Source organism: Vibrio gelatinilyticus (assembly GCF_022836845.1).
GTDB classification, from domain to species: Bacteria; Pseudomonadota; Gammaproteobacteria; order Enterobacterales; family Vibrionaceae; genus Vibrio; species Vibrio gelatinilyticus.
On record NZ_JAJNNZ010000026.1, the window covers coordinates 1 to 24,544 of the forward strand.

A 24,544-nucleotide genomic window follows, 5' to 3' on the forward strand; every position below is an offset into this window, starting at 1 on the left:
CCCATGTGGTGCTCTTTTTCTTCTGTCGAAACAAACCAATACTAGGTGACGGCAATGATGTCAGAGGGGGTATTAGGAGCCACAGAATGCCCATAGTGATATTTAATCACTGTACGTCGCTTGGCCATTTTGCCTTCGAGAAGAGCAGCTTTCATGATGTTTGTTGGTAATCGAAAACGCATTACATAGCCTTTGCCCTGATCTTGGCTATAGCTTTTTAGTGCCAATAGTTGGAACAGTTTAGTCAATGGATCACTTGCGCTTTCGGACTCAGCGTCGTCCACATCGTAATCTGGATGCTCAGCAGGGTCCCAAGAAGAACGCTTGCGCCTCTTTTCTTCCTCATTGATCTTTCGCTCCGCATTAGAGCGAGCCATCTCGACGGTAGGAACTATAGGCTCTCGGACCTTGTTGTCACGAGCCACTTGCTCTGTTTGTGGATTCACAGATGGGGTAATGACTGGCGCACTAACATTGTTTGGTGAAACAATCATTACCTCTCCCTTCTGTGTTTTAGTTCAATACCGTTTCTCATCCTTTATCGGTTCGAAAACCAATAACTTTACCTTTTATGATTAAAAAACCACCAGCACACCAGACTCAATAGACTAGCTGTCACGCAACGCTATGATCTTCTCAACAAATAAATTTGCTTCTGTGATAAATGGCGCATGGGAAGATTGAGCAAAAACATAGCCCTCACTTTGAGGGTGCTCCTCGGCAAGTTGAGATGAAATGGTCAAAGGAACAAGGCCATCAAGGCGACCATACCAGCGATGGAAAGGCATACTCACCTTGAGCAAATCAGAACGTAGATCAACTTGAGCCAACCATTCAAGACCAAGCTCGAGAGCTTCAGGATTTGGCGAAGGGCGCGAGAGGACGGCTTTCTTAAGACGCTTTGTGTCTTGTCGTGCCGTCGCGCTACCCATGGCCTGTAGTGCCATAAAACGTTCAATGGTCAGTGCAAAATTGTCGCTAAGCTGAGTACGAAAATCGTTGAGCACTCGTGGTTTGATGCCTTTCCAGCCTGCTCCCTGCGAGAACTTTGGCGAGCTTGCTAAAGTAATCAGCGTATTCACCCTTTCCGGATGCTGCATTGCGATATAGGTCGCGATCACTCCCCCTAACGACCAACCAAGCCAAATCGCAGATTGAGGAGCGCCTTCAAGTAGAGCGTCACTCATCATAGACAAGCTATCGACCGCTACTGAATGGCTAAAGCCATACCCTGGCAAATCAACGATATGCACGGTGAAGTGCTTCTGAAGCTGCTGTGAGCACGCTTCCCATACAGCCCCATTCATGCCCCAGCCGTGCACCAAAACCAAATCAGGACCAGCCCCCATTGTTTGCCAATGCACTTTATTGCGTTGAATCGCACTACTTAACACTAAATCACCACCCTTTCAAAACCCACATTGTCCATAATCTCTATTATTTCCGAGCCTGGATAAGTACTCTATGATGTTTTGGCCTACCATAACTCAAAAGCTCCCCGCAGTATGCCAAATCTGCGGCCTAATTGTGAATTCCAGTCACTCTTCCCTCTGTTGCCAACAATGTCAGCGCTATTTTTTTCAACGCGAACCACGTTGTCATCAGTGCGGCCTCACAATGCCATTGCGCCACGACCAGTGCGGTGATTGTTTGCAAACACCGCCTCCTTGGCAACACCTTTATTGCTTAGGCGATTACGATTTCCCACTATCGAAATACCTTCATCAGATAAAATATCAGCGTCAGTTCTGGTTAATCGCACCACTTGCTGCCCGGCTAGCCAATATCATATCAACCCCTGCCCCTCAATTTGTTTACGTCCCTTCCCGTTGGCGACGCCAGATCATGCGAGGGTTCAATCAAAGTGAGATCCTTGCCTATGAATTGGCAAGATACTTCACTAATAGCCACCTCCTACACGATGCCTTTCGCCTTAAGCATGGCATTGCCACCCAGCAATCCCTGACTCGAACGCAAAGAATTCGCAATTTAAAACAGGCGTTTACTTTAAATAAAAAGCCATTGTCTAGCCATGTTGCAATAATTGATGATGTTGTCACAACTGGCAGTACGGTTCGACATTTATCCGAATTATTACTTGAACATGGCGTCAAAAAAATCGATATTTACTGTCTATGCCGTACGCCAGATTACAGCAAACCATAAAATTCGGCACAACGCGGCGCTTTTAAACAAAAAATTCTGGCATCCTCTTACTACAAGAGTAAAATGGCCAATAATAACTTACTAAATCACTCGGGTATTCGTCGTGTCAAATCCTATTACTATTACAGAAAATGCTCAAAGTCATTTTTCTAAGTTGCTTGAGCAGCAGCCTGAAGGTACTAACATCCGTGTTTTTGTTGTCAACCCTGGCACTCAAAACGCTGAGTGTGGAGTATCTTATTGTCCACCAGAAGCCGTTGAAGCCAGTGATACTGAATTTAAGTACGAAGTGTTATCTGCTTATGTTGACGAACTTTCACTGCCATTTCTCGAAGATGCAGAGATTGACTTTGTCACCGACAAAATGGGCTCTCAACTCACCTTAAAAGCACCTAACGCAAAGATGCGCAAAGTGTCTGATGATGCATCGCTAATGGAGCGTGTAGAGTACGCTATCCAAACTCAAGTCAACCCACAGCTGGCTGGCCATGGTGGTCATGTTAGCCTCATGAAAATCACCGATGATGGCATTGCTATCGTTCAGTTCGGTGGTGGTTGTAACGGCTGTTCTATGGTTGATGTGACTCTCAAAGACGGTATCGAGAAACAACTGCTTGAGCAGTTCTCTGGTGAGCTTACCGCGGTAACAGACATGACCGAGCACGACCGTGGTGAACACTCTTACTATTAGACCATGACTGGTCGCCTACCTATATTAAGGTAGCGAGATGAACTCTAGAAGAGCGCAAAGTTACCCCTTTGTGCTCTTTTTTTATGGTTCTATTTGGCTAATGATACGTTAGCCGATATATTAACTATACCCGTATCTCGCGGGGGCTCATTCCCAGGTCGCACTAAGGAGAGACTCTCATGCCGCCCAATAAAGGACCTAAAATCCTCGCCAAAAACGTTGTGGCGAAATCCAAATTGTTTTCGATAGAGGCACTAGACCTGCAATTCTCCAATGGTGAAAAACGCACTTATGAGCGAATGAAACCCAGTGGACGAAACGCGGTGATGATGGTTCCTATCACAGAGCAAGGTGACATTTTATTGGTGCGGGAATATGCCGCGGGTACCGAGCGCTATGAGTTAGGTTTTCCTAAAGGGCTTATCGACCCAGGAGAAGCCCCTCACGAGGCGGCCGTCAGAGAGCTTAAAGAAGAAATCGGTTTTGGCGCTGAAACACTCACTCCTCTCAAGGAAGTCGTGCTCGCTCCGTCCTATTTTTCCAGTCGCATGACACTTTTTGTCGCACAGCACCTGTACTCTGAGCGATTAATCGGCGATGAACCAGAACCTTTAGAAGTGGTGCGTTGGCCTTTAGCTCAAGCTGATGAACTATTAACACACTTAGACTTTTCCGAAGCCAGGAGTATCACAGCGCTATTGTTGATGCTGAAAATGAGGCCGGAATTAGGATTGTAATGGTGACTGCAGTGGATAAAGATTATTCTCACTATTTGCCTGATGTCATTGATATCGCTCGCGCAGCAGGTCAATTGATATTAGACATTTATGAAAACAAGCAATACGAAGCCTTTACCAAGGCAGATGAAACTCCGGTGACCTCGGCCGATATTGCCGCACATAAACTCATCGTTCAGCGCTTGAGCGAACTGACTCCGTCCATTCCTGTGTTATCAGAAGAAGACGCCGATATTGCACTTGATCAACGTTCGAAGTGGGTTGAATATTGGCTGGTAGACCCATTAGATGGTACACAAGAGTTCATTGCACGTAGTGGTGACTTTGCAACCATTATCGCCCTGGTCAGGAACAACCAACCTATTATGGGCATTGTTTACGGGCCTGTCTCCGGCGTTACCTATTACGCTTATAATGGTAAAGGCGCGTGGAAAATCCCTGATTTACAAGAAAGTTTGCGACTGAACGTTCATAAACATGAGCAGCCAAACCAATCCATCGCCATTGCTATCAGCCGAAGACAAAATATAAATCGTATTACCGAGCGGATGAGCAATGCATGGAATTATGATTTGGTGCCATTAGGTTCTGCAGCACTCAAAGCTTGCTTGGTGGCAGAAGGTGCGGTTGATTGTTATCTAAGATTAGGGCCAACAGGCGAATGGGATACCGCTGCAACTCAATGTATTGTTGAAGAAGCCGGCGGGACGATTCTCACAACTCACCTGGAGCCGTTATCCTACAATCTAAGGGAAACACTCGAAAACCCGAATTTCATCGTGATCGGTGATCGAGCCTTGCCCTGGGATGACATTTTAATTGGCCGTTAGGTGTTAAAGACGTCCCTGATAATTAAACGTGTAGCGGCCCTGTGTATCTGGGCTGCCTAACCATTTGAGCTGGCTATTCATACTTTCAGGGAAATCACTTCCAGGCTTAAACCACGCATTAGAGGTATATTGACGATTTGGTTTAAGCTCACCTTGAAACTCACTGGATACGTGGCTACTTTTCTGACTACCTTGCGCGCGAACAACGCTGTTTTCACATTGAACATCCGCCACCGTTGAGCCTGCCGTCAAGCTCCCCAAAGGCGATTCGATATAACCAGAATTCCATGAAATACTGCCATCACCACTCTGACACCAAGAACCATCAGACGACCAATTTCGAATAACGAGTTCTAGCTGGCCGCCAACGCTAACTGGCAGCGCCATGGGGGCGAGATCCAGAGCCTGTTGCGCAGATATGGATGCAATGACAGATCTTGCATATACACTCGAAAAACTCGCGCCGACGTGTCCCTTGCCAATCAACCCCAAGGCGCTATTGCGGCCAAATTTTACTGCGTATTCCGGGGATAATGTCAAAAGACTCGTCCATTGAAATACCCACGAGACTTCACCAAAGTTCCACCTTTGGAAAGACACGTCTTGAGCACTGCCTTGCCAGACACTCCCTTGCACATTGTCTAAGGTGACGCCTGTAGGAAGAGGCAATTGATTAACCAATACTTTCGCCGGAAGATGATACAGAGCACTGGCTAAAAATGCAGCCGAAAATACCCCAGTATATATCACTGCTCGTTTCACGTTAGCCACCTCTCCTAAACTGCAGTCGATTTACTTCGATGACGCCACTTTGATCTGCCCGTGTCACGTCTAGCGCTTCGACAATGACACCATGGTTGTCTTGTAAAAAGGAAAGCCAATTTACAAAAAACTCAAAGGGGATTGGCTTGATCCAAACTTGGAGTTGCTCTCCTCGAGGCTGCATACGAATTAGTTCCACATTAAATCGTTGTGTTGACGACGTCACTATCTGATTGAACGGCTGCTTAGAGACAACAACCCCAACAGCTTGACGACTTTTTACAATCTCATCAGCTTGATTACTGACCCAAGACAGCAACTGCTTTTCTGACTGTATCTTAACTTGGGCTCTTTCTGTGCGCTGCGCAAATGGCTCGATGACACCCCAATACAAGCTGCCTATAACCAATAACAGTGAACATATGATCACCAAACGTTGTTCTCGCTGACTGATACTCAGCCACCAGCTTTGCAACGCAAAAGTCAGTGCTTTCAATGCAAATATCCTATTTCAACTTCAAAAGAAAGTTACCCATCACCAAATCGCCATTTCGATTTAATGGCCCCTGCTCAACGACATACTGAGTCTCCAACTTAACTCTTGCTGCCTCAAAGCTTTGGAAATCTCGACTGGTTACGCTCACTCGAACTTCTTTTCTCTTACCATCGTACTTTAGATTTTGTACGTCCATACCGCTGACCTGCCCTAAGGTATCAGGCAGTTTTGCCAACCAAGCTAACAATGTCTCTGTCGACTGATCTCCACCACCCAGACGTGAGAGCTCAGACTCCATTTGACGCTTTAAGTAACTAGTCGTTGGAATTCGTTGCTTATCAGGAAAAATAGCTCGGAAGATACGCTCACTTTCTGCGCGGTAGGCCCTCGCCTGGTTTTCGTATTGGTTCACCAACACAACTTGCTGAACCAGCAATACCACTAAGAAAGCGAACCCAGCGACTAAAGACTTTTGCCATACATTCCAATATTTTAAGAACGATGTTTTCGATTTAAATGGCCCTGTCAGTAGATTAGCCGCATCTTCAATAGCACCTTGTGACAATAGCGCCATTGGCAACTCTATGGGGGATGCAGTCCAGCGCACACTCCCTTGGGGTAAATGTTCGGTCTCAGTGTGAGCACTGTAATAGGTGATGTCATAGCCATTATTTGTTTCATCATCAGAACCCGCATCTACAGACGGAGACTCTAGCCACCCTGAGGCAACAAGGTGGGCCAGCCATTGCTGGTCGATTGAAATGCCATTAAATGCGTCTTTTCGAATAAGATACTGATCGCCAAATGCCACTGCTGCTACGACTTCATTGCTGGGCAAGCACAGTACATCGGGCAGTACTTTTTTAACCTCTATGTGGCAATCCGAGAATTGACTGAGAATTTGCGTCAAGTAACTACGGTCTACAGCACAGATATGAGCCCTGCCAGCGCGCTTACTTATAACGGTGAAATGCAAATCATCAACATCTTGCGCTATATCTTCTTCAACTAGATAAGGCAACATAGCATCAAATTGTCGCGTAGAACCCGCTGGGATCTCGACCTCACTAAGAACAACATCCTGAGCTGACAGCATAACAATGGTAATGCGCTGCTTGGCGTAATCTTGGATATCACTTAACTGAGAAAGATCGCTTAGCATGCCAGTGGCGATCACTTCTTGCTGCCCTTTCGACCAGACCATCCAGTGGACTGGCTCATCAATGCGGCTACTCAGACGAACGGTTAAGAACTCGCTCACTAAACCCTCCAAATCGACGGCGTATGACCGTAACTTCGTTTCTATCTTGACTAAAGAAGACACTTCTTACTCGAACTCTCGACTCATTCACTACGACTTGAGCATCCAGTTCGAAATAAGCACTATCTACTGTTAAAAACTGCGAAGCCTGCTGCTTCGTTTGCTCATTTATATTGGCGAGCTGTGGCTCTGCCAAAAACTGTTCGGCTCCGGACCATCCATCAAATGGTCGGTTATTCAATAAATCCACAGCCGCTTCCCTTGGTAAACCTGGAGCAAAAAGAGCGACTAAAATATCTGCCTGTTCTGGTTGCAGCGTATTGATATTGAGAGACCAGTATGTGTTCGGCAAAGCACAAACAAGTGGCATCAGCTTTAGTAAATCACCACCAGACACCTGATTGATTGCTCTTAATTCCGTTGCATCCGCAAGTAATGAGCTGGCTGTCAAGTACGCTGGAGACAGAGATTCATAATAGCTATCCTCTACACCAGAAAGTGAACGAGCCGTTAGGTCCTTATCAACAAACTCCCAGGTCGAATCTGCAATCTGCTCCGCTTGATAATTGTCGATATCAACGGACTCTAGTAAGCGTTGCAATACGGTGACCAGCAGCGGTTTAGTGGCGCTATTTTGTGGCACCTGCACACCCGCCAACGCATTGAGGTTGAAGCACGCCTGCATATCCCTTATATAACCTTTTGCTTCACCATAATCCAACGGATAGGCACGCTCTTCGACAGCCCAAGGCTGGCTCAAATTAATGGTATCACTGTCTTTGAAACTCTCTTTAATCACTACCTTAGCAAGAGATTCTACGCCCATTGAATACCAATAAGCCTGTTGAAAATCGATTTGATTCTGTGCTCGTTTAAACTGTGTAAAAAGCCGTTCAGACATCGTCGCCGCTATAGATATCATAATAGCCAGTAACAATAAGATCACGATAAGAGCAACACCATGCTGTGACGAGCGCCCAACATTGTGGTTATTACCTCTCATCATGAGCCTCCTTGCGGACTATCACCACCAGCATTGCCGTTGTCAGCACCAGAATCATTCCCACTGGAATTATCAGTATTTTGATTAGGATCCCCTGGTGCAGCCACATTTAAGACCCCTTCAGTGGTGAGGTAAATTCGACTGATCTCACCGTAATCAACCAGCTTTAACGTCACCTCCACCGCGCTCGGTAATGCAAGATCGGCGGTCCACTCATTGCTCCATTCACCCTCGGCATAAAAACGCAAACCAAATGCTTCAACACCTTCGAGTAAAGGTAATTCGATGGCAGGCTCAGCAACGGGGGTGTCTGGGTAACGCCACCATAACCTTTCTAAAGTGCCATCTTGAATACGATAACCGACCTTGGACACTTCACCTCGTGGAAACTGATTTAGAGGATTTAGCCAACCTAATCGAGTAAACAATACGCCTTTGTCATCGGACGCTAATACATTCTGCCCCCATAACAATAGTCTTGACGTAGCCTCTTCACCTTCATGCCGAAACTGACGTAACGCGATCTGTCTAAAATCGCCATCTAAGAACACAAACGCTCGCTGGATTTCTTGCAGTCGGATGCTTTTTTGCTTAGACAGCTCATTACTCAATTGCACTTGATTAACGACCTGATAAGCAGCAACACTCAAACTTGCAAAAATAGCAATTGAAACCAAGACTTCGATAAGTGTAAAACCCTGACTGCGTCCCTTCGGTGATCTACTTCTCAACATAGCTTCTCACCGTAACAATAGGGCTTGAGGTTTTATCCCGTGCAACACTGACATCGACAGCCTTGATAAGGTCATCGGCAGTGCCCACTGGAGTCACACTCCAATACCAGGTGTGGTTGGCTAATTTCTCGGTGCCTTTTTTGGCGCTTAAAACTGAGGAATCCAACATCACTTTTGCCAATTGATTGTCAACAACCATAGCCGCGAATATCTTTTCTTCGAGGTAGCCCAATGTATTAATATGCTGACTTACTGAGCGGATGATACTGATAGCTGCTGTCGCAAATATCGCCAGCGCAACGAGCACTTCAAGTAACGTCATACCTCTAGCGCTCTTCATCACGAAACGCCTCTTCATCTAAGACGCGAATTTGGCTATTTTCTTGTATCAACACAACCCAAGAGTGTGTGTTTTCTGTTGTATCTTGCGCTTCAAAAGTAACAGTGGCGGGGGTAATTTCACCGCTCGCAAGGATGAGCACTTGTGGCGGTTTCAGCGCTTTCTCGCGCTTCTCAACGTCGGCAAACATGTCTTCATCAAACAACGATCCGGGCTCGAATAAGCGATCATCCTGAAGCCACGCTTCGCCACCCAACGTTAAACTCAGGCTAATCCCTACGGGCAAGCTGGTTTCAGCAGGTAAACGGTCAATGTCAATCAACTGCCAACCATCGGCTTTCAACTCCAATAATGTGTAGGTACGTTTAGTCTCGTCAATATACAAACCAAAATCTTTGCCACCTAAGACAGCTTCCTCATTGAGCAGCTGTAGACGCTGAAATAAGCGTAAAGAGTGCTGCTTAATCACATCTTGCTGGTGATTAGGAAAGGTAGCGATTACAGCAACGGCGCTTACTGACAGCAAAACCAACACCAGCATAATCTCGAGCAGAGTAAACCCTGCCGATGATGTTCGGGAAAAGCGACGGTTGCAAGTTGGCATTGAATATTCACACATAAAAGTCGGGGCGAAATAAGCGCTTCGCCCCTATCTTGTCATCACTGAAAGTCTTGAATGTTCCAGTTACCAATATCAGCGGCAACACCTTCACCACCTTCTTGACCTTCAGCGCCCAACGTGAAGATATCAATTGTGCCATTATCGCCCGGGCTTAAGTATTGATAGTCGTTGCCCCATGGATCGTTAGGCAAGCGTCTGATGTAGCCTCCGTCGCGATAGTTACGCGGCTCAGGGTTGCTAGGCTTAGTAACCAAAGCATCAAGACCTTGATCTGTCGTTGGATAAACACTGTTGTCGAGTTTATACATATCTAAGGCATTCTCTAAGGCCACAATATCGGTAATCGCTTTCTGCTGATCTGCCTTTTCCTTGTTGCCTAATAGGTTTGGCACAACAAAACTGGCCAGAATACCCAAAATCACCACTACAACCATGACTTCTAATAAGGTGAAACCCGATTGCTTGTTCTGTCTTCTACTTCTCATTTACTTTCTCCAAACTAAATACTAGCCAAGATAACCACTCTATCCTTAGAGTTAGAGTTAACCTGTCATCAAATTGTTCATTTCCAATATTGGCATTAGCGTCGCCATCACAATAAATAATACCAAGCCAGCCATTATGGCAATCAAGGCTGGTGTGAAAATTCCCAGTGCAATATTCACTGTGGACTCAAAACTCTGATCTTGGTTATCTGCGGCGCGCGTTAGCATGCTTTCTAGCTCGCCACTTTGCTCACCACTGGCAATCATATGCAGCATCATCGGTGGGAATAACTTGGTTTCTTGCAGAGCTCGGCGTAAACTCGCCCCTTCACGGACATTCTCAGCAGCAAGTGAAACCTGCTTCTTAGCAAAATGATTGCTCATCACATCGACAGAGACTTTCATACCTTCCAAGATCGGAATGGCACTTGATGTACAGATAGCCAGTGTTCGTGAAAATCGTGCGGTATTCAATCCACGGGCTATCTTACCAATCAGTGGAAGCTGTAGAACTTTTCTATCCCAGCGCATTCGAATGTTGGGTTTCTGTAACGCCCATCGAATCATATACCCAGTAACTAAACCAAGCGCTAATAACGTTATCCCCCAGTTTTGTATAAATGCACTGGCATCAAGAAGAAACTGAGTAGATTTTGGTAGCTCCTGACCCATTTGTACAAACTGCCCCACAATTTTAGGCACCACCGCAGCCAACAAAAATGCCACAATCGCGACGGCAAAGACCACCAGTACCACTGGGTAGATCATGGCTTGCTGTAGCTTAGACCGCATTTTCTGTCTGTTTTCTGCGTAATCCGCTAATCGCTCTAAAATCGAATCAAGATGACCTGACTTTTCACCTGCTGAGACCATAGAACGAAATAGATCATCAAAGATATGTGGGTAGTCAGCCATGCTATCACACAAGGTATAACCTTCGGTGACCTTGGAACGAATGGCAGCCATCATGGTGCGAATTCTCGGCTTTTCTGATTGTTCAGAAACAGCTTTGAGACACTCTTCGAGTGGCATTCCCGACTGGACTAAAGTCGATAATTGACGAGTAATCAAGGCGAGATCTGTCGTACTGATTCCACGCCTGAAAGTCGGCTTTTGAAGTGTTGAGTGGTTGGAACTATTCGCCCTGGCGTTCGCCTCGGTGACAGCAACGGGTACCAGACCTTGTTCTTTGAGGCGCTGACGCACTTGGCGAGCATTATCACCTTCTAGTATCCCTTTGGATTGTTTTCCTTTGGCATTCAGAGCCTTGTATTCAAACGTCGCCACCTAGGTTTCCTTTGTCACTCGCATGACCTCTTCAAGAGAACTGATGCCTTGTTTTACTTTATCGAGCCCATCATCACGGATGCTTGGGGTCTTGGCCCTAATGGCTTTTTCAATTTCCTGCTCCCCCGCCTCATCGTGAATAAGCCCTTGTACTGTGTCATCAACGATGAGCAGCTCATGAATACCTGTTCGGCCACGGTAGCCTTTACCATTACACCTTTCACAACCAACGGGTTTGTATAGGGTCAAACTTTGTTGTTCATTAATGTTGAACAGTTTCTGGGTTTGGCTATCGGCTTGATAAGGAGCCTTACAATCGTTACACAAGGTTCTAATCAGTCTTTGCGCGAGAACACCGAGCATTGAAGACGAAATCAAAAACGGCTCAATGCCCATATCGCGCATTCGAGTGATAGCGCCAATGGCAGTGTTGGTGTGCAAGGTCGACATCACTAAGTGACCCGTCAAAGATGCTTGAACCGCTATCTGGGCCGTTTCTAGATCTCGAATTTCACCAACCATGACGATATCCGGGTCTTGTCGCAATATTGCACGTAAACCACGAGCAAACGTCATATCCACCTTTGGATTGACCTGCGTTTGCCCGATGCCATCAATATCAAACTCTATCGGGTCTTCAACGGTCAGGATATTACGCTCGTTACTGTTGATTTCCTGTAAGCCGGCATAAAGTGTCGTCGACTTACCTGAACCGGTCGGCCCGGTCACCAAAATGATGCCATGTGGTCGTTTGATCAACTGCCTAAAACTAGCGTGATTAGTTTCAGTCATTCCTAGGCTGTGTAAGTCCAATCGTGTGGCATTTTTGTCCAGTAGACGCATCACAACTCGCTCACCATGAGAAGATGGCATAGTCGATACACGAACGTCGACAGCCCGACCACCAATTCTTAGCGAAATGCGTCCATCTTGTGGAACGCGCTTTTCTGCGATATCCAGTTTAGCCATGACTTTTACTCGCGACACCAACAAGGGAGCCAACTTACGGCTCGGAGCCAAAACGTCTCGCAATACGCCATCGATGCGAAAACGAATAGAAAGCACCTTTTCAAACGTCTCAATATGAATATCGGATGCGCCTTCCTTGATCGCCTCGCCTAACATGGCATTGATCAATTTGATGATAGGAGCATCATCTTCAGATTCGAGCAGATCCTCATTTTGAGGCAACTCTTCTGCAAGCGAGAAAAAGTCATCGCTATCCGCGCCAATATCTTCCATCAATTGGCGCGCTTCTGAAGAGTCTCGCTGATAAGCTTGTGTCAGTTTCCTTTCAAACTCTTCAGAGCTGAGTTCTTTCAGTTCGAAATGCTGACGCACAACACGACTGACTTCTGCCATTGCCGAAATAGGCAAAGGAGCAACATAATACAGCACAGCACCCTCGTCGGAGTACTCAAAGACCACTTTAAAACGATTAGCGAAACTAAACGGCAATCTTGTGACTAATGGCTGCGCGTATCGAGTATCCGGCATTATTTGTCATCCACCTGTTCAATGAAAGCTTGTATTTCAGCGGGGTAACGAATGGACTCGCCGAATTCCGGCAGAACAGGGATAAAACCATCGTCCATCAATTTTAGCCCTTGGTCTGCCTTAAATAGCTGCTCGGCTCTAATATAATTGTATTTACGCTGCGTGATACCATCAGAAGTCATGCCATCGCGGATAATGGTTGGTTTAATAAACACCATTAAGTTTTTCTTTTCGACCGTGGTACTGGTTGACGTGAACAAACGACCTAGAAAAGGAATATCCCCCAAAAACGGAACTTTTGATTCACTCTCCGCTGCGCGCTCATCAATCAAACCACCCAAAACCAGCATTTGACCATCCTGAATCATCACTGATGTATTGAGTTGGCGCTTGGCAAAGCGGACATCCACAGCACCATTGGCACCCAGAACGTTGGAAACTTCCTGTTCAATATTCAGCTGCACTGAGTTTCCTTCATTGATTTGTGGAACCACTTTCAACTTGATACCGACTTCTTTTCGATCCACCGTTTGGAACGGGTTGCTGTTATTTGAGCCCGCAGTAGAACCCGTAAGAACAGGCACTTCCTCACCAACAATAAAAGAAGCTTCACCATTGTCCATAACGGTAATACTTGGAGAAGAGAGAATATTCGAGTTAGATTGGCTCGATACCGCGGTGATCAAGGCGGTCCAGTCACCTAGAGCAATACCAATAGCAGCACCTTGAACGCCGGCCAAAGCACTGGCTAGTTTAGAATAATCGCCAGATTCTGTGATCTCTCTAGTCTCTGTAGCACCTGTGATTGGATTTACATAACTTTCAGTTCGCTTCTTGTCTTTTGCCTCTTCTAGACCGACCATCACACTTCCGACTGAGGCGCCAGTATTGGAGAATTGCACGACGCTTCCTGCCGATTGGTTGCCCCATTGCACACCTAGATTTGCTCCATCAACATCGGCGATTTCAACAATCAACGCTTCGATTAACACTTGAGCTCGACGAATATCCAACTGCTGAATGATCTCAAGCAGTGCTTTCATGATATCTGGTGGCGCAGTGAGAACCAGCGCATTGGTTTCTGGATGCGCTGTGATCATGACTTCACCACGACTGACGGTGCTTGTGCCTTTTGTGCCCGCTTGTTTTTCTTTTTGTAAATTGTCAGACACACCTTTGAGCACATCGACAAGATCTTCCGCTTTAGCGTATTTTAAATAATGAACGCGATTATTACCTTTGGTCGCCATTTCTACATCCAACTGTGCAATCAAGCGGCGCAGACGTTTTCTAACTTTTGGATCGCCAGATATAAGAATAGAGTTGGTTCGCTCGTCAGCCACCAGCTTTGGTTGCAAAAAGGCTGGAGTGTTTTTTGCATCGGTGGTCTTATTCAACGCGTCTACGATTCTTACCATCTCTGCCGCAGACGCATTTTTAAGCTCAACGACTTCAATTTCTTTGTCACCTGCCTGGTCAACGCGTGTAATAATATCCGCTAGGCGATTCACTACAGCGGCACGTCCGGTAATGAGAATAATATTGGCTGGATCATAGTGAACGACATTGCCCGCTCCAGCGTTGTCATTGAGCTGCCTTAATAGCGGGGACAATTCTCGAACTGAGACGTTTTTAACGGCCACAACACGAGTGATCACGCTATCGCCCTGAATGCGTTCCTCATCACCGACTACAGGGATAGCCGATGTTTTTGCATCTTTAGCTTTAATGACCTTTAAGATGCCGGACTCCATTTCAACGACGGCGAAACCATAGACTTCGAGCACATTCAAGAAAAAGCTGTAATATTGCTCTTCACTGAGTACATCGTAGCTACGAACATCCACTTTCCCACGCACAGAGGGATCGACAATAATAGTCTTGTCCAAGTTTCGGCCGACAATATTTATAAACTCTTGAATATCGGTGCCCTTGAAACTGGCGCTAAATTCGTTCGCTGACACCACTGGAACAGACAGTAAACTGCCCATTAATAACCAGGTGCTTTTCTTTAGCCAACTTTTCACGTATTGCTCCCTTAATATCTTATCAACCATGACTAAAACTGAATAAAGATGTCATGCTGTTGACCATCACGCTCGACTGTTAAATTCAACTCCGTGAGCTCTGTGATAGTTTTATATATCTTACCCATGGCTGCCGGATCGGTGAGATCGGCTCCATTAAGTTGAATGGCAACATCGCCATTCTGTAATCCGACGGCATTAAACAGCTCTGGATCTCGGCCTGGACTCACCCTATAGCCGAGCACTTTCCCGTCACGTTTTACCTGCGATAAACGCACGTACTGAAATATTTGTTGTGGATCTTGAGTTATAGTTTGGCGAATGGTAGCCAATTTTTCCTCATTATTGACTGGATTATTACCAATGACATTAGAACTTGCCGCTGACGGTGTCGTTTGAAGTTGTAATTTTCTGTACTCCAAGCCTTCGAGCATAACCGTCTCATTTCGTCCCGCATTTGAGATAATAATTCGATCGATCAAAATTGCCTTCACAGTAGCGCGAGTTCCATCGATTTGCTCACCCAATCCATACGTCCCTTGTTTACCTCGATGTGCGATCACCGCCAAACTTTTTTCAGCTTGATTACTGACCACGGCTCCCACTAACACTAAGTTTAATCGCGACTTAGGCGCATCTTGCACCACTGGAGCTACCACTCCTTGTTGACTGTATTGCCCAAAAAGTTGTGCTTGATTGATCGAAGACACATCTGTTTGCAATGATGATGAAGATAAAGATGATGATGAGCGGTCGACTTGGGCCGGGGTCCATTGGCTGACTGAGTGACTTGAAGGATAAAATTGCCAAATAAGCATACCTACAATCCAAGCTGAAGACAGCGTGAACACAAAAGACAACAGTGTGCTGATGAGGTTTTGATGAGGCATCCAACGTGCTACCAAGGTTGGCAGCGTTAAATGGCGAAGATTAAATGACTGTAAAAACGTGACTTTCACAAGATGAGCATCCTAACCCCAAAATATCCCAGTTTTACTTGTCAGGCCTTTAAGGTCATCAACATAGCCGCTAACTACAAGTAAATTATAGTAAAACTATACCACAACTAACTTAGACCGCTCTATATATGTATTTCAAGCTTGAATTTATTAGATCTAGCCACCATTTATTATCCAGAATGAGCCAACGGTGATGCTTATAGCAAGCAACCGTTTAGTGAAAATTAAATCAGGATTCATCATGAAGGCCGAAGACAGTGCAGTCCGATTAGATAAATGGCTTTGGGCCGCTCGCTTTTATAAAACCCGTAGCATAGCTCGCAACATGGTCGACGGTGGCAAAGTCCACTACAATGGTCAACGTAGTAAGCCAAGTAAAAACGTCGAATTAAATGCAACCATCACCTTAAGACAAGGTAATGAAGAAAAAACGGTGATTATCGAGCGAATTTCAGGACAGCGCCGCGGAGCTCCTGAAGCACAAACATTATATTCAGAGACATCTGAAAGTATGGCAAAACGCGAGGAGAACGCTCTAAAGCGTAAACTCCATGCTCATAACCCAAGTCCAGATAAGCGACCGGATAAAAAACAACGTCGTGATATCATAAAGTTCAAACATCAATAAGCTGGAGCTTCCTTAAATGGCAAATAACTTATTAAATCGTTACCTCTTTGAAGACCTATCTGTTCGAGGGGAACTAGTCCAGTTAGACACGGCATATCAGGAAATCTTATCCAGTAAAGACTATCCAGGTGCATTGCAATCATTACTTGGCGAGTTGCTGGTCGCAACTAGCTTACTTACCGCAACCTTAAAGTTCGAAGGTTCGATTACGATGCAACTACAAGGCGATGGCCCTGTTTCACTCGCTGTAATCAATGGCGACCATGACCAAAAACTACGTGGCGTTGCACGCTGGGAAGGAAATGTCGCTGATGATGCCACATTGCACGACATGATGGGCAAAGGTCACTTAGTCATCACAATTACACCTAACAAAGGTGAACGCTATCAAGGTGTTGTTGCTCTTGAAGGGGCAAACTTGTCTGAAGTGCTGGAGAGCTATTTTGAGCGCTCTGAGCAGCTTAAAACTCGTTTGTGGATCCGCACTGGTGAACTTGAAGGTAAAGCCCATGCCGCTGGTATGCTTTTGCAGGTAATGCCGGATGGAACCGGCTCTGAAAACGACTTCGAGCACCTAGAGCAATTGACTGATACTGTCAAAGATGAAGAACTGTTCTCTTTAGAAGCCAATGAGCTACTGTATCGACTGTACAATCAAGAGACGGTTCAAGTTTTTACCCCACAGCCTGTAGAGTTTTTCTGTGGTTGCTCTCGAGAACGTAGCGCTTCAGCAATCGTCACTGTCGCTCAGGAAGAAATTTACGCCATTTTAGCAGAAGAAGGCGCCGTGTCATTGCACTGCGATTATTGTGGTACAAGTTACTCTTTCGATGAGCCCGACATTAAGGCTCTTTTTGCCGAGGCTAACGACAATAACAAAACAATCCATTAACACAAAGTGTTAAATATATGTTACAAAACCAGAGTTTTTACTCTGGTTTTTTTTTGCTTATTTTGCCGATTCTAACAAGCCCGAGACAGAATAACCCTCTCAACAATAGTGCTAATAAAGTGAATTGATCTTGCGCAAAGGTTTGTGTGCAGGTCATAACACCAAAGTAAATGTGTGACGAAACACTTAAAACCATCAGTGGCTGATGGCCAATTTTTGAACTCCATCCCTGTTTTATTGTGATTCGATTGTTAGCATTAAGCTCAAAATAAAAAACAATTACTACAAAATCCCTACAAAATCTTATAAAGGAGCACCTATGACCGTTATGGAACATAATAAGGCTGCACAAATCGATCTTACCCAATACGGAATTACTGACGTAATTGACGTTGTTCGCAACCCAAGTTATGAGCAGTTATTCGAAGAAGAAACCCGCGAAGGTCTGGAAGGCTACGAAAAAGGCGTAGTCACCGAACTCGGCGCCGTTGCTGTAGATACAGGCATATTTACTGGCCGCTCTCCAAAAGACAAATTTATTGTTTTAGATGACACAACCCGTGACACTATGTGGTGGACATCTGAAAAAGTGAAAAACGACAATAAACCAATGTCTTTAGACGCCTGGAATGACCTCAAGGAGCTGGTAACGGACCAACTTTCGAGCAAACGCCTGTTTGTTATTGATGGATACTGTGGAACGAACCCAGATACAAGGCTGTGTATTCGTATTATCACTGAGGTGGCATGGCAAGCTCACTTTGTGAAAAATATGTTTATTCGTCCTTCAGAAGAAGAACTCGCCACATTCGAACCTGACTTTGTTGTGATGAATGGCGCTAAGTGCACTAACCAGAAATGGGAGCAGCATGGGCTTAATTCAGAAAACTTCACTGTATTTAACCTGACGGAAAAAATGCAGCTGATTGGTGGTACTTGGTACGGCGGCGAGATGAAGAAAGGTATGTTCGCAATGATGAACTACTTCCTTCCACTAAGAGACATCGCGTCGATGCACTGTTCTGCAAATATGGGCAAAGATGAAGATGTTGCTGTATTCTTCGGCCTATCAGGAACAGGTAAAACAACACTATCTACCGATCCGAAACGTGCCCTTATCGGTGACGATGAACATGGTTGGGATGATGATGGTATCTTCAACTACGAAGGTGGTTGCTACGCGAAAACCATAAACCTTTCTAAGGAAGCTGAACCTGATATCTACAACGCGATTCGCCGTGATGCACTACTAGAAAACGTAACAGTTCGCAACGACGGTTCGATCGATTTTGATGATGGTTCTAAGACAGAGAACACTCGTGTTTCGTATCCATTGCACCACATCGACAATATCGTTAAGCCAGTATCTAAAGGCGGCCACGCCAACAAAGTGATTTTCTTGTCTGCTGACGCTTTCGGTGTATTGCCACCAGTATCGAAGTTAACGCCAGAACAAACGAAATATCACTTCCTTTCGGGCTTCACAGCGAAGCTTGCGGGTACTGAGCGTGGAATTACGGAGCCAACACCAACATTCTCTGCCTGTTTTGGTGCTGCATTCTTAACATTGCATCCAACTAAATACGCCGAGGTCTTAGTTAAGCGTATGGAAGCAGCAGGAGCCGAAGCCTACCTAGTCAACACGGGTTGGAACGGTAGTGGTAAACGTATCTCAATTCAAGATACCCGCGGCATTATTGATTCCATCCTTGATGGTTCAATTGAGAAGAGTGACACGAAGACAATTCCAGTATTTAACTTGGAAGTGCCAACCTCTCTACCGGGTGTTGATACCAGCATCTTAGATCCACGTGATACGTATATTGACCCACTTCAATGGGAGAGCAAAGCAGAAGATCTTGCTCAGCGCTTCATCAACAACTTCGACAAGTACACAGATAACGCCGAAGGCAAGTCACTGGTAAAAGCTGGACCTCAATTAGATTAATTAATTGAATCCAAGCCTATTATTTTATACTGGCCCCTCTTAAAGAGGGGCTTTTTTTATCATTTCGCGCTACATTAATACCCATGTAAAGTATCTACAAATCGATATGCATCTATGAAGAAAATTTCGGCTCTTATTGCCGCCTTAATTGCCCTTTGCTTACTGAGCATATTGTTAATATTTGCTACTCTACATACTAAATACGCAGCGCCACTTATAAACACCTTTACGAAGCAGTGGCAACCTTATCCCTTTTCCATTCGTGAAGTTGAGTACCATTACCCTAATGAAATCACCTTGCGTGATATTTCATTTGAAACAAACAAATTGGCTATCCAACAGATCAACCAAGTAACATTATGGTTAAGCTGGAGTAAACTCCTTCGATCTTCTAAAGGCATTAGTGATGTTCTGATTAATGGTGTCTCCATTCAACAGCCTTCATCCTCTTATCCAAAGGAAATAACCCATTGGAATCTCGATAGCATCTCTTTAAAGAACATCGACTATTCCGATAAAACAGTAACCATTAACGATTTGCAGCTACAACTGGAAAACCCACAATGGACTAAGGGTAGCGTCATCCCAAATGGGATCCTACAAGCTTCAGCATCTCAGGTTTACTATCAAGGCGAAGCTTTTAATCACTTTCTGATCGATGCAAAATTTGCACAAGAGCACAGTAAAATTTACGGCCTTTCTTTTGAGTGGCATGACGCAAAGATCTCGACTCAAGCGCAACGCCAAGCGGACGGCTGGTCATTGGTAAACACTACTATCAATCAACTCCATTTTGACGTTAAGCAACTGGAAACACCGATATTCAAATCCTTACTCAGCCCCATAACTCATATTAACAGCCTAGATATCCTCAATTCAGAGCTTTCTTTTGAGGCCTTTAAAGCTGTTAATCTCAATGCATCGTTTGAGCATTTCCAGTTTCCCTTTGCATTATGGGAGCAAAATGATGCAACCATGTCACTTGATGCTGACAGCATCATTTGGAATAATCTGCCTTTTATCGAACCTCGTATCAGTCTCTCTCTACGGTCGAATGAGATCACTCTTCATGATGCAGACGCCGTGTTCAATCAAGGTCGCATTCAGGTATCAGGTGTTGCGACTCCTACCTCATTGTTGTTAGACAACGTGCTACTCGATGGCATTAAGTATCATCAAGACGAGGAAAGCATAACACCTAACATTGAGCCTTACCTAGGCTACCTCGACTCTTTGATGTCATTGTCGATAAATAGATTAAAGATAAATAGAGGGCAATGGATCCAACTACAACGGGAGCCGTTCTGGCAAATCAGCGGGCTAAATGTCGATATCTCGGGTCTCAACGTGAAACAAAAATATCTATGGGGCATGTGGCAAGGAGAGCTAGCTGTATCAGCAAATAGTATTAGCTATGGCGATACGATCGCTACGCAAGCATTAATGGAAGCAAGCAGTAAAAAGGGTTTATGGCAATTAGAACGTTTTTTCGTTCCATTTTCTGAAGGATATCTTGATGCTAAAGCAAGTATCGATTTTGTTGCTGCCAGTAAGCCATGGTCATTGGATCTATCCTTTGATGGGCTGCCTTTAGAGCCGCTGATTAACAACGAGCTCATCGGTTATGGTATAACAGGAGTGACAGACGGACATATTTCTATGTCTGGCCTAGCTGCCGACGAAAAGGCTGTTCGGCAAACCGTTACAGGAACCATCGATACTAGCTTTAGAGATACGCATTACCTACTCGGTGAGCAAAGTGATCACTTACAAGCTTTTAATGTGTCACCTCTGAACATCATCGCCCAGCGTGGGCAACTGGATATTCAGTCCTGGACGATTTCTGGTGAGGGAATTGACGGTGGTGGCCAAGGGCAAGTAGATTTAGCCGCTCAACATCAGGAAAGCCTGGCGTTTGAGATCAACGTAAATTGCTCCAGCCAAACGAAGCTGACACTTCCCAGTTTTAATTTGCACATAGCCACCTTGCAGTGCTCAAAATCGCTTGACGGTTTTGAGCAACAAAATTGATAGGAATTAACTTGATGTCAAAACAGACTGATAATTGGGTAACAACATGTAAGTGCCTACAAACTCAACCGCAGCTTCATCTCCGCTAAATATAGTAACGTTAATCACGATGCGCGCTTTTCTCCCGGAAGCGAGTCGATCCAAATCTCCACTGATGCCATCTAAAGAAGTCACAGCAACTGGATTAACTTCAACAGGGTGTCGATAACGGATATTACTATCGGCTAATACAATATCACCATTTAAGCCACGCTCTTTCATTAGTAACCAAGTCATACCCCAACCCGCAAGCGTCGCTAGGGTAAAAGCCGACCCTGCAAACATTGTATTATGTGGATTTAAATTTGGATTCAGTTGCGCGCTGCATTCAAAGCGATAGCCCGTGTACTGATTGATTTTGATCCCCATCTTATCGCTGATCGGAATTTGCTGTTCCCATCGCTGTTGAAGTTCCGCGCACCACTCAGGGCGGCGCAATACTTTTGCAAGAGGATCGAGTGGCTTCACCATCTGTTGATGACGGATTTGTCCAAATTGGTCATTAAGTTCGCCTTGGCTTTCAAAGCCGTTTTTTTGATAGAAAGCGATAGCATCTTCACGCGCGTTACACACCAATCGCTTGACCCCTTCTTGTCTGGCAAACGACTCTAGAGCGACGAGGACGAGTGAACCCATGCCTTTATCGCGACGATTGCTTTTGACCGCCATATAGCGGATCTGGCCTTCGTTATCGGGGGTAATGTAAAGGCGACCAATCGCCATAGGTCTACCACGACCATCAACAATCATTCGATGATGGCTCATTTCATCGTATTCATCACGTTCGGAACCTTCAGGTAAACGCCATGGCTCCCTAAGCATCTGCCAGCGGAAGTGAAAGTACTTACTTAGCTGATTATCTGTTTTTGGGGTAATAAGTTTAAACATGGCAATCCTTTGAACGTAAATTTAGGTTCGAACAATCTGAATTAGAACTCAAACTTGTAACCAAAATGTGACGGGGCCGTCGTTAACCAGTGAGACTTTCATGTCTGCGGCAAACACTCCGCGCTCAGTAGGCAAAATTTGTGCACAGTTGTCTGAAAAGAAATCGTATAGTCGCTCGGCTTCACTAGGTGTCGCACCGCGAGAAAATCCGGCTCGCGTTCCTTTTTTTGTATCAGCAGGCAGAGTAAATTGCGATACAACCAATACACTACCACCTACCTGCTGAACATTTAGGTTCATTTTCCCGTCTTGATCTTCAAAAACGCGGTAAGTGGTTACTCGCTCGACTAACCTCTTAGCTTTTGACTCATCATCACCTTTCTCGACGCCAAGTAAAACCAATAGTCCTTGAGAAATCTCACCAACCACTTTGTCATCGACTTTTACCGACGACTCACTCACTCTTTGAATCAGGGCTATCAATATGTTGTTCCTTGATATCTGTTGAATTATCCGCAACCGATTGTATCACGCCCTCGAGCTTGGACCACTGCTCTTTCTCGCCCAGCGCAGCAGTAAACTCAGCACCCACGAGTACGATCATCCAACACAAATATATCCAAAGAAACAGAATCGGAATGGCAGCTATGGCTCCATAAATAAGTTGATATGAGGGGAATTGGGTGATGTAGTAAGCAAACCCCTTTTTACTTAATTCAAATAGAGCGGTGGCGACGAAAGCGCCAAACATTGCGTGCTTAAAGTAAATTTTTTTATTGGGCACCAATAGATATAACCCTACAAAAGCAAAGTATGACAATATGGCAGGCAACCAACGAAGGAATAAATTATAAGCCCCAGTCAACGCTTCGTGTTCAAGCAATTTCAAAGATGTTAGATAAGACGTTACAACAATACTTGCGCCCACTAACACCGGGCCTAAAGTCAAAATCATCCAGTACATTGAAAAAGAAAATACCGCTCTACGCTTAACCTTAACCCGCCAGATGTAATTTAGATTTTTATCGATATTGGAAATCAACATAAGAGCCGCAACAAACAAAAACGTACTGCCGATTGCCGTCATTTTAGTGGTGTTCGTTACAAACTCATTTAGCGCTGAATACACAGCATCACCAGCGGCCGGCACAAAATGTTGAATCAAAAAATCCTGTAGTACTTGACCAGTATTAGAAAAAATTGAAAACGATGATAGGATCGAAAGCAAAACGGTAAGTAGTGGCACAATAGACAGTAAAGTAATGTAGGTCAAATACCCTGCATTTACATTGACTCTATCGTGACTCATCCGTTGAAATAAATATTGTCCAAATCGCAAACACTGGCCAGACTGGCCTTGTGCAGAAAAGTGATGATTGAGCTTGTCCCTAAACCCCATACTTCTATACCGTCTCTTTTTTACTTAAATTGTTTAGTGACTTCAATACAAAATCGACTCGTTCAGATGTTATCCCCCAAGGGATTTCAATAAGGTTATACCCCAAATCAGTATAGGTTTTTATAAGAGAATCATGTAGTTCTAAGGCTTCCGAAAAAGGATATGGTCGAAAGTCATCTTGAATATAGTATTGCTCTACTGGCTTACATAGAAAAACGGTATTGTGATACCCTCTCCTACTTTCAATTAGGATCAAGTCATCTACGATTAAGCCGGCATTTTCAAGGTATCCACAAATATCGGGAATACCTCTATCCACAAAAGCTAGGCTACTGGCCAATAGAGATTTCCTTTGTAGTACCATTTCACCGAAGCAAAGTTGCGCAAAACCCGCCAAATCGAACCATGGTAAAATTCCATCGCTTTTAGTCTTTTGCTCAGTAATCAATCTCCGTGGTATTTCGTGCCCAACAGAGTAACCAAGCAGCTCCAACGCACTGACAAGAGTCGTCTTGCCCGCTCCAGGGCCACCACTAATAATAACTGGGTCAAGCCCAAACATATCATAAAACGCCTAAGTAAAATTGATGTTTAAGTGTAACACTAGTTTAGATTGATAGGGATAGCATCAGATTGGCTTTACTAAGTCTTTAAAATATGTGGAGCGATATTAGCTTATGCTGAACTTCAGCAACTAGACTCAAAAGTTTTAAGAGGTAATGAAAGCGTAGAAACGGAAAAGCTCCGTCTTTTCGATGAAAGGTGCAGAAAGATAAGGTATGTGGCGAGGCTCACGCTTAAGAGGGACTCAACTTCTGTATA

At 44.9% G+C, this 24,544-nt stretch carries 27 protein-coding genes; 8 read left to right on the top strand and 19 right to left on the bottom strand.

The genetic code is table 11. The features are described 5' to 3' along the window. Positions 1 to 41 precede the first annotated feature (41 nt). The 3 genes from LNL84_RS18890 to LNL84_RS19760 form a co-directional block, all read right to left on the bottom strand. Entirely contained in the window at positions 42 to 494 is a 453-nt protein-coding gene (locus LNL84_RS18890) for an ATP-dependent Lon protease (protein ID WP_244359344.1), read from the bottom strand. 114 nt (positions 495 to 608) lie between these two features. Next, positions 609 to 1,349 (bottom strand): pimeloyl-ACP methyl ester esterase BioH, encoded by a 741-nt coding sequence (gene bioH, locus LNL84_RS18895; RefSeq protein WP_244359374.1) that lies wholly within the window; start codon positions 1,347 to 1,349, stop codon positions 609 to 611. Between the two features lie 172 nt (positions 1,350 to 1,521). Then, a complete protein-coding gene (locus tag LNL84_RS19760) occupies positions 1,522 to 1,656 on the bottom strand; it encodes a hypothetical protein (RefSeq protein ID WP_279611096.1) in 135 nt (44 codons plus the stop codon). Here LNL84_RS19760 and LNL84_RS18900 point away from each other — a divergent pair. The 4 genes from LNL84_RS18900 to cysQ all read left to right on the top strand — a co-directional run bounded on the left by LNL84_RS18900 (position 1,651) and on the right by cysQ (position 4,424). Further along, positions 1,651 to 2,166 carry a ComF family protein gene (locus tag LNL84_RS18900; protein ID WP_244359345.1) on the top strand — a complete coding sequence of 172 codons (516 nt, stop codon included), beginning with the start codon at positions 1,651 to 1,653 and terminating at the stop codon, positions 2,164 to 2,166. The two genes, LNL84_RS19760 and LNL84_RS18900, sit on opposite strands and share 6 nt — an antisense overlap. A 103-nt stretch (positions 2,167 to 2,269) precedes the next feature. Beyond that, a complete protein-coding gene (gene nfuA, locus LNL84_RS18905; protein ID WP_244359346.1) occupies positions 2,270 to 2,857 on the top strand; it encodes a Fe-S biogenesis protein NfuA in 588 nt (195 codons plus the stop codon). Between the two features lie 179 nt (positions 2,858 to 3,036). After that, positions 3,037 to 3,594 (top strand): ADP compounds hydrolase NudE, encoded by a 558-nt coding sequence (gene nudE / locus LNL84_RS18910; protein WP_244359347.1) that lies wholly within the window; start codon positions 3,037 to 3,039, stop codon positions 3,592 to 3,594. Further along, positions 3,594 to 4,424, top strand: coding sequence for a 3'(2'),5'-bisphosphate nucleotidase CysQ (gene cysQ, locus LNL84_RS18915; protein WP_244359348.1), 831 nt, complete (start codon positions 3,594 to 3,596; stop codon positions 4,422 to 4,424). Before nudE ends, cysQ begins: the two co-directional genes overlap by 1 nt. A gap of 3 nt (positions 4,425 to 4,427) precedes the next feature. On the opposite strand, the gene LNL84_RS18920 is transcribed toward cysQ, so the two are convergent. Genes LNL84_RS18920 through gspC form a run of 12 tightly spaced genes read right to left on the bottom strand, consistent with a single transcriptional unit; the run spans position 4,428 to position 15,828 of the window. Then, positions 4,428 to 5,186, bottom strand: a complete 759-nt coding sequence (locus LNL84_RS18920) for a type II secretion system protein N (RefSeq protein WP_244359349.1) — start codon at positions 5,184 to 5,186, stop codon at positions 4,428 to 4,430. Between the two features lies 1 nt (position 5,187). After that, positions 5,188 to 5,682 carry a type II secretion system protein M gene (locus LNL84_RS18925; RefSeq protein ID WP_244359350.1) on the bottom strand — a complete coding sequence of 165 codons (495 nt, stop codon included), beginning with the start codon at positions 5,680 to 5,682 and terminating at the stop codon, positions 5,188 to 5,190. Between the two features lie 10 nt (positions 5,683 to 5,692). After that, entirely contained in the window at positions 5,693 to 6,943 is a 1,251-nt protein-coding gene (gene gspL / locus LNL84_RS18930) for a type II secretion system protein GspL (protein WP_244359351.1), read from the bottom strand. Further along, positions 6,912 to 7,946 (bottom strand): type II secretion system minor pseudopilin GspK, encoded by a 1,035-nt coding sequence (gene gspK, locus LNL84_RS18935; RefSeq protein WP_244359376.1) that lies wholly within the window; start codon positions 7,944 to 7,946, stop codon positions 6,912 to 6,914. Before gspK ends, gspL begins: the two co-directional genes overlap by 32 nt. After that, complete coding sequence (gene gspJ / locus LNL84_RS18940; RefSeq protein ID WP_244359352.1) at positions 7,946 to 8,680, bottom strand: type II secretion system minor pseudopilin GspJ; 735 nt, start codon at positions 8,678 to 8,680, stop codon at positions 7,946 to 7,948. The genes gspK and gspJ overlap by 1 nt, the downstream gene beginning before the upstream one ends. Then, positions 8,667 to 9,020 carry a type II secretion system minor pseudopilin GspI gene (gene gspI / locus LNL84_RS18945; RefSeq protein ID WP_244359353.1) on the bottom strand — a complete coding sequence of 118 codons (354 nt, stop codon included), beginning with the start codon at positions 9,018 to 9,020 and terminating at the stop codon, positions 8,667 to 8,669. Before gspI ends, gspJ begins: the two co-directional genes overlap by 14 nt. Next, positions 9,007 to 9,624, bottom strand: coding sequence for a type II secretion system minor pseudopilin GspH (gspH, locus tag LNL84_RS18950; RefSeq protein WP_244359354.1), 618 nt, complete (start codon positions 9,622 to 9,624; stop codon positions 9,007 to 9,009). The genes gspI and gspH overlap by 14 nt, the downstream gene beginning before the upstream one ends. A gap of 56 nt (positions 9,625 to 9,680) precedes the next feature. Continuing rightward, entirely contained in the window at positions 9,681 to 10,127 is a 447-nt protein-coding gene (gspG, locus tag LNL84_RS18955) for a type II secretion system major pseudopilin GspG (protein ID WP_244359355.1), read from the bottom strand. 57 nt (positions 10,128 to 10,184) lie between these two features. Continuing rightward, positions 10,185 to 11,414 (bottom strand): type II secretion system inner membrane protein GspF, encoded by a 1,230-nt coding sequence (gspF, locus tag LNL84_RS18960; RefSeq protein ID WP_244359357.1) that lies wholly within the window; start codon positions 11,412 to 11,414, stop codon positions 10,185 to 10,187. Further along, positions 11,415 to 12,911 (bottom strand): type II secretion system ATPase GspE, encoded by a 1,497-nt coding sequence (gene gspE, locus LNL84_RS18965; protein WP_244359359.1) that lies wholly within the window; start codon positions 12,909 to 12,911, stop codon positions 11,415 to 11,417. Next, entirely contained in the window at positions 12,911 to 14,938 is a 2,028-nt protein-coding gene (gspD, locus tag LNL84_RS18970; RefSeq protein WP_244359361.1) for a type II secretion system secretin GspD, read from the bottom strand. The genes gspE and gspD overlap by 1 nt, the downstream gene beginning before the upstream one ends. 32 nt (positions 14,939 to 14,970) lie before the next feature. Then, positions 14,971 to 15,828: a type II secretion system protein GspC gene (gspC, locus tag LNL84_RS18975; RefSeq protein ID WP_244359378.1), complete on the bottom strand. Its 858-nt coding sequence runs from the start codon at positions 15,826 to 15,828 to the stop codon at positions 14,971 to 14,973. Positions 15,829 to 16,138: 310 nt separating this feature from the next. Between gspC and hslR the strand changes: the two genes are divergently transcribed. From hslR to LNL84_RS18995, 4 genes are all read left to right on the top strand, one after another. After that, on the top strand, positions 16,139 to 16,525 hold the full coding sequence (gene hslR / locus LNL84_RS18980; protein ID WP_244359380.1) for a ribosome-associated heat shock protein Hsp15: 387 nt from the start codon (positions 16,139 to 16,141) through the stop codon (positions 16,523 to 16,525). A gap of 16 nt (positions 16,526 to 16,541) precedes the next feature. After that, positions 16,542 to 17,417, top strand: coding sequence for an Hsp33 family molecular chaperone HslO (hslO, locus tag LNL84_RS18985; RefSeq protein WP_244359363.1), 876 nt, complete (start codon positions 16,542 to 16,544; stop codon positions 17,415 to 17,417). Between the two features lie 319 nt (positions 17,418 to 17,736). Further along, positions 17,737 to 19,365, top strand: coding sequence for a phosphoenolpyruvate carboxykinase (ATP) (gene pckA, locus LNL84_RS18990; protein WP_244359365.1), 1,629 nt, complete (start codon positions 17,737 to 17,739; stop codon positions 19,363 to 19,365). Between the two features lie 114 nt (positions 19,366 to 19,479). Beyond that, a complete protein-coding gene (locus tag LNL84_RS18995; RefSeq protein ID WP_244359367.1) occupies positions 19,480 to 21,396 on the top strand; it encodes an AsmA family protein in 1,917 nt (638 codons plus the stop codon). A gap of 6 nt (positions 21,397 to 21,402) precedes the next feature. On the opposite strand, the gene LNL84_RS19000 is transcribed toward LNL84_RS18995, so the two are convergent. The 4 genes from LNL84_RS19000 to LNL84_RS19015 are packed head-to-tail and all read right to left on the bottom strand — an operon-like array spanning position 21,403 to position 24,284. After that, entirely contained in the window at positions 21,403 to 22,323 is a 921-nt protein-coding gene (locus LNL84_RS19000) for a bifunctional GNAT family N-acetyltransferase/hotdog fold thioesterase (RefSeq protein WP_244359368.1), read from the bottom strand. A 48-nt stretch (positions 22,324 to 22,371) separates the two neighbouring features. Further along, positions 22,372 to 22,806 (bottom strand): D-aminoacyl-tRNA deacylase, encoded by a 435-nt coding sequence (gene dtd / locus LNL84_RS19005; protein ID WP_244359370.1) that lies wholly within the window; start codon positions 22,804 to 22,806, stop codon positions 22,372 to 22,374. Further along, positions 22,778 to 23,722: a virulence factor BrkB family protein gene (locus LNL84_RS19010; RefSeq protein WP_279611097.1), complete on the bottom strand. Its 945-nt coding sequence runs from the start codon at positions 23,720 to 23,722 to the stop codon at positions 22,778 to 22,780. Before LNL84_RS19010 ends, dtd begins: the two co-directional genes overlap by 29 nt. 4 nt (positions 23,723 to 23,726) lie before the next feature. Next, complete coding sequence (locus LNL84_RS19015; protein ID WP_244359372.1) at positions 23,727 to 24,284, bottom strand: AAA family ATPase; 558 nt, start codon at positions 24,282 to 24,284, stop codon at positions 23,727 to 23,729. Between the last annotated feature and the right edge of the window lie 260 nt (positions 24,285 to 24,544).

Excerpts from the sequence above, each read along its gene's own strand:
- gspJ (WP_244359352.1), bottom strand. The coding sequence starts at position 8,680 with ATGTTGAGAAGTAGATCACCGAAGGGACGCAGTCAGGGTTTTACACTT.
- pckA (WP_244359365.1), top strand. The coding sequence starts at position 17,737 with ATGACCGTTATGGAACATAATAAGGCTGCACAAATCGATCTTACCCAA.
- cysQ (WP_244359348.1), top strand. The coding sequence starts at position 3,594 with ATGGTGACTGCAGTGGATAAAGATTATTCTCACTATTTGCCTGATGTC.
- gspC (WP_244359378.1), bottom strand. The coding sequence starts at position 15,828 with ATGCCTCATCAAAACCTCATCAGCACACTGTTGTCTTTTGTGTTCACG.
- gspE (WP_244359359.1), bottom strand. The coding sequence starts at position 12,911 with ATGCCGGATACTCGATACGCGCAGCCATTAGTCACAAGATTGCCGTTT.
- hslO (WP_244359363.1), top strand. The coding sequence starts at position 16,542 with ATGGCAAATAACTTATTAAATCGTTACCTCTTTGAAGACCTATCTGTT.
- gspG (WP_244359355.1), bottom strand. The coding sequence starts at position 10,127 with ATGAGAAGTAGAAGACAGAACAAGCAATCGGGTTTCACCTTATTAGAA.
- bioH (WP_244359374.1), bottom strand. The coding sequence starts at position 1,349 with ATGGGGGCTGGTCCTGATTTGGTTTTGGTGCACGGCTGGGGCATGAAT.
- gspK (WP_244359376.1), bottom strand. The coding sequence starts at position 7,946 with ATGAGAGGTAATAACCACAATGTTGGGCGCTCGTCACAGCATGGTGTT.
- LNL84_RS18995 (WP_244359367.1), top strand. The coding sequence starts at position 19,480 with ATGAAGAAAATTTCGGCTCTTATTGCCGCCTTAATTGCCCTTTGCTTA.
- LNL84_RS18890 (WP_244359344.1), bottom strand. The coding sequence starts at position 494 with ATGATTGTTTCACCAAACAATGTTAGTGCGCCAGTCATTACCCCATCT.
- LNL84_RS19015 (WP_244359372.1), bottom strand. The coding sequence starts at position 24,284 with ATGTTTGGGCTTGACCCAGTTATTATTAGTGGTGGCCCTGGAGCGGGC.
- hslR (WP_244359380.1), top strand. The coding sequence starts at position 16,139 with ATGAAGGCCGAAGACAGTGCAGTCCGATTAGATAAATGGCTTTGGGCC.
- nudE (WP_244359347.1), top strand. The coding sequence starts at position 3,037 with ATGCCGCCCAATAAAGGACCTAAAATCCTCGCCAAAAACGTTGTGGCG.
- LNL84_RS19010 (WP_279611097.1), bottom strand. The coding sequence starts at position 23,722 with ATGGGGTTTAGGGACAAGCTCAATCATCACTTTTCTGCACAAGGCCAG.
- LNL84_RS19000 (WP_244359368.1), bottom strand. The coding sequence starts at position 22,323 with ATGTTTAAACTTATTACCCCAAAAACAGATAATCAGCTAAGTAAGTAC.
- gspH (WP_244359354.1), bottom strand. The coding sequence starts at position 9,624 with ATGCCAACTTGCAACCGTCGCTTTTCCCGAACATCATCGGCAGGGTTT.
- gspI (WP_244359353.1), bottom strand. The coding sequence starts at position 9,020 with ATGAAGAGCGCTAGAGGTATGACGTTACTTGAAGTGCTCGTTGCGCTG.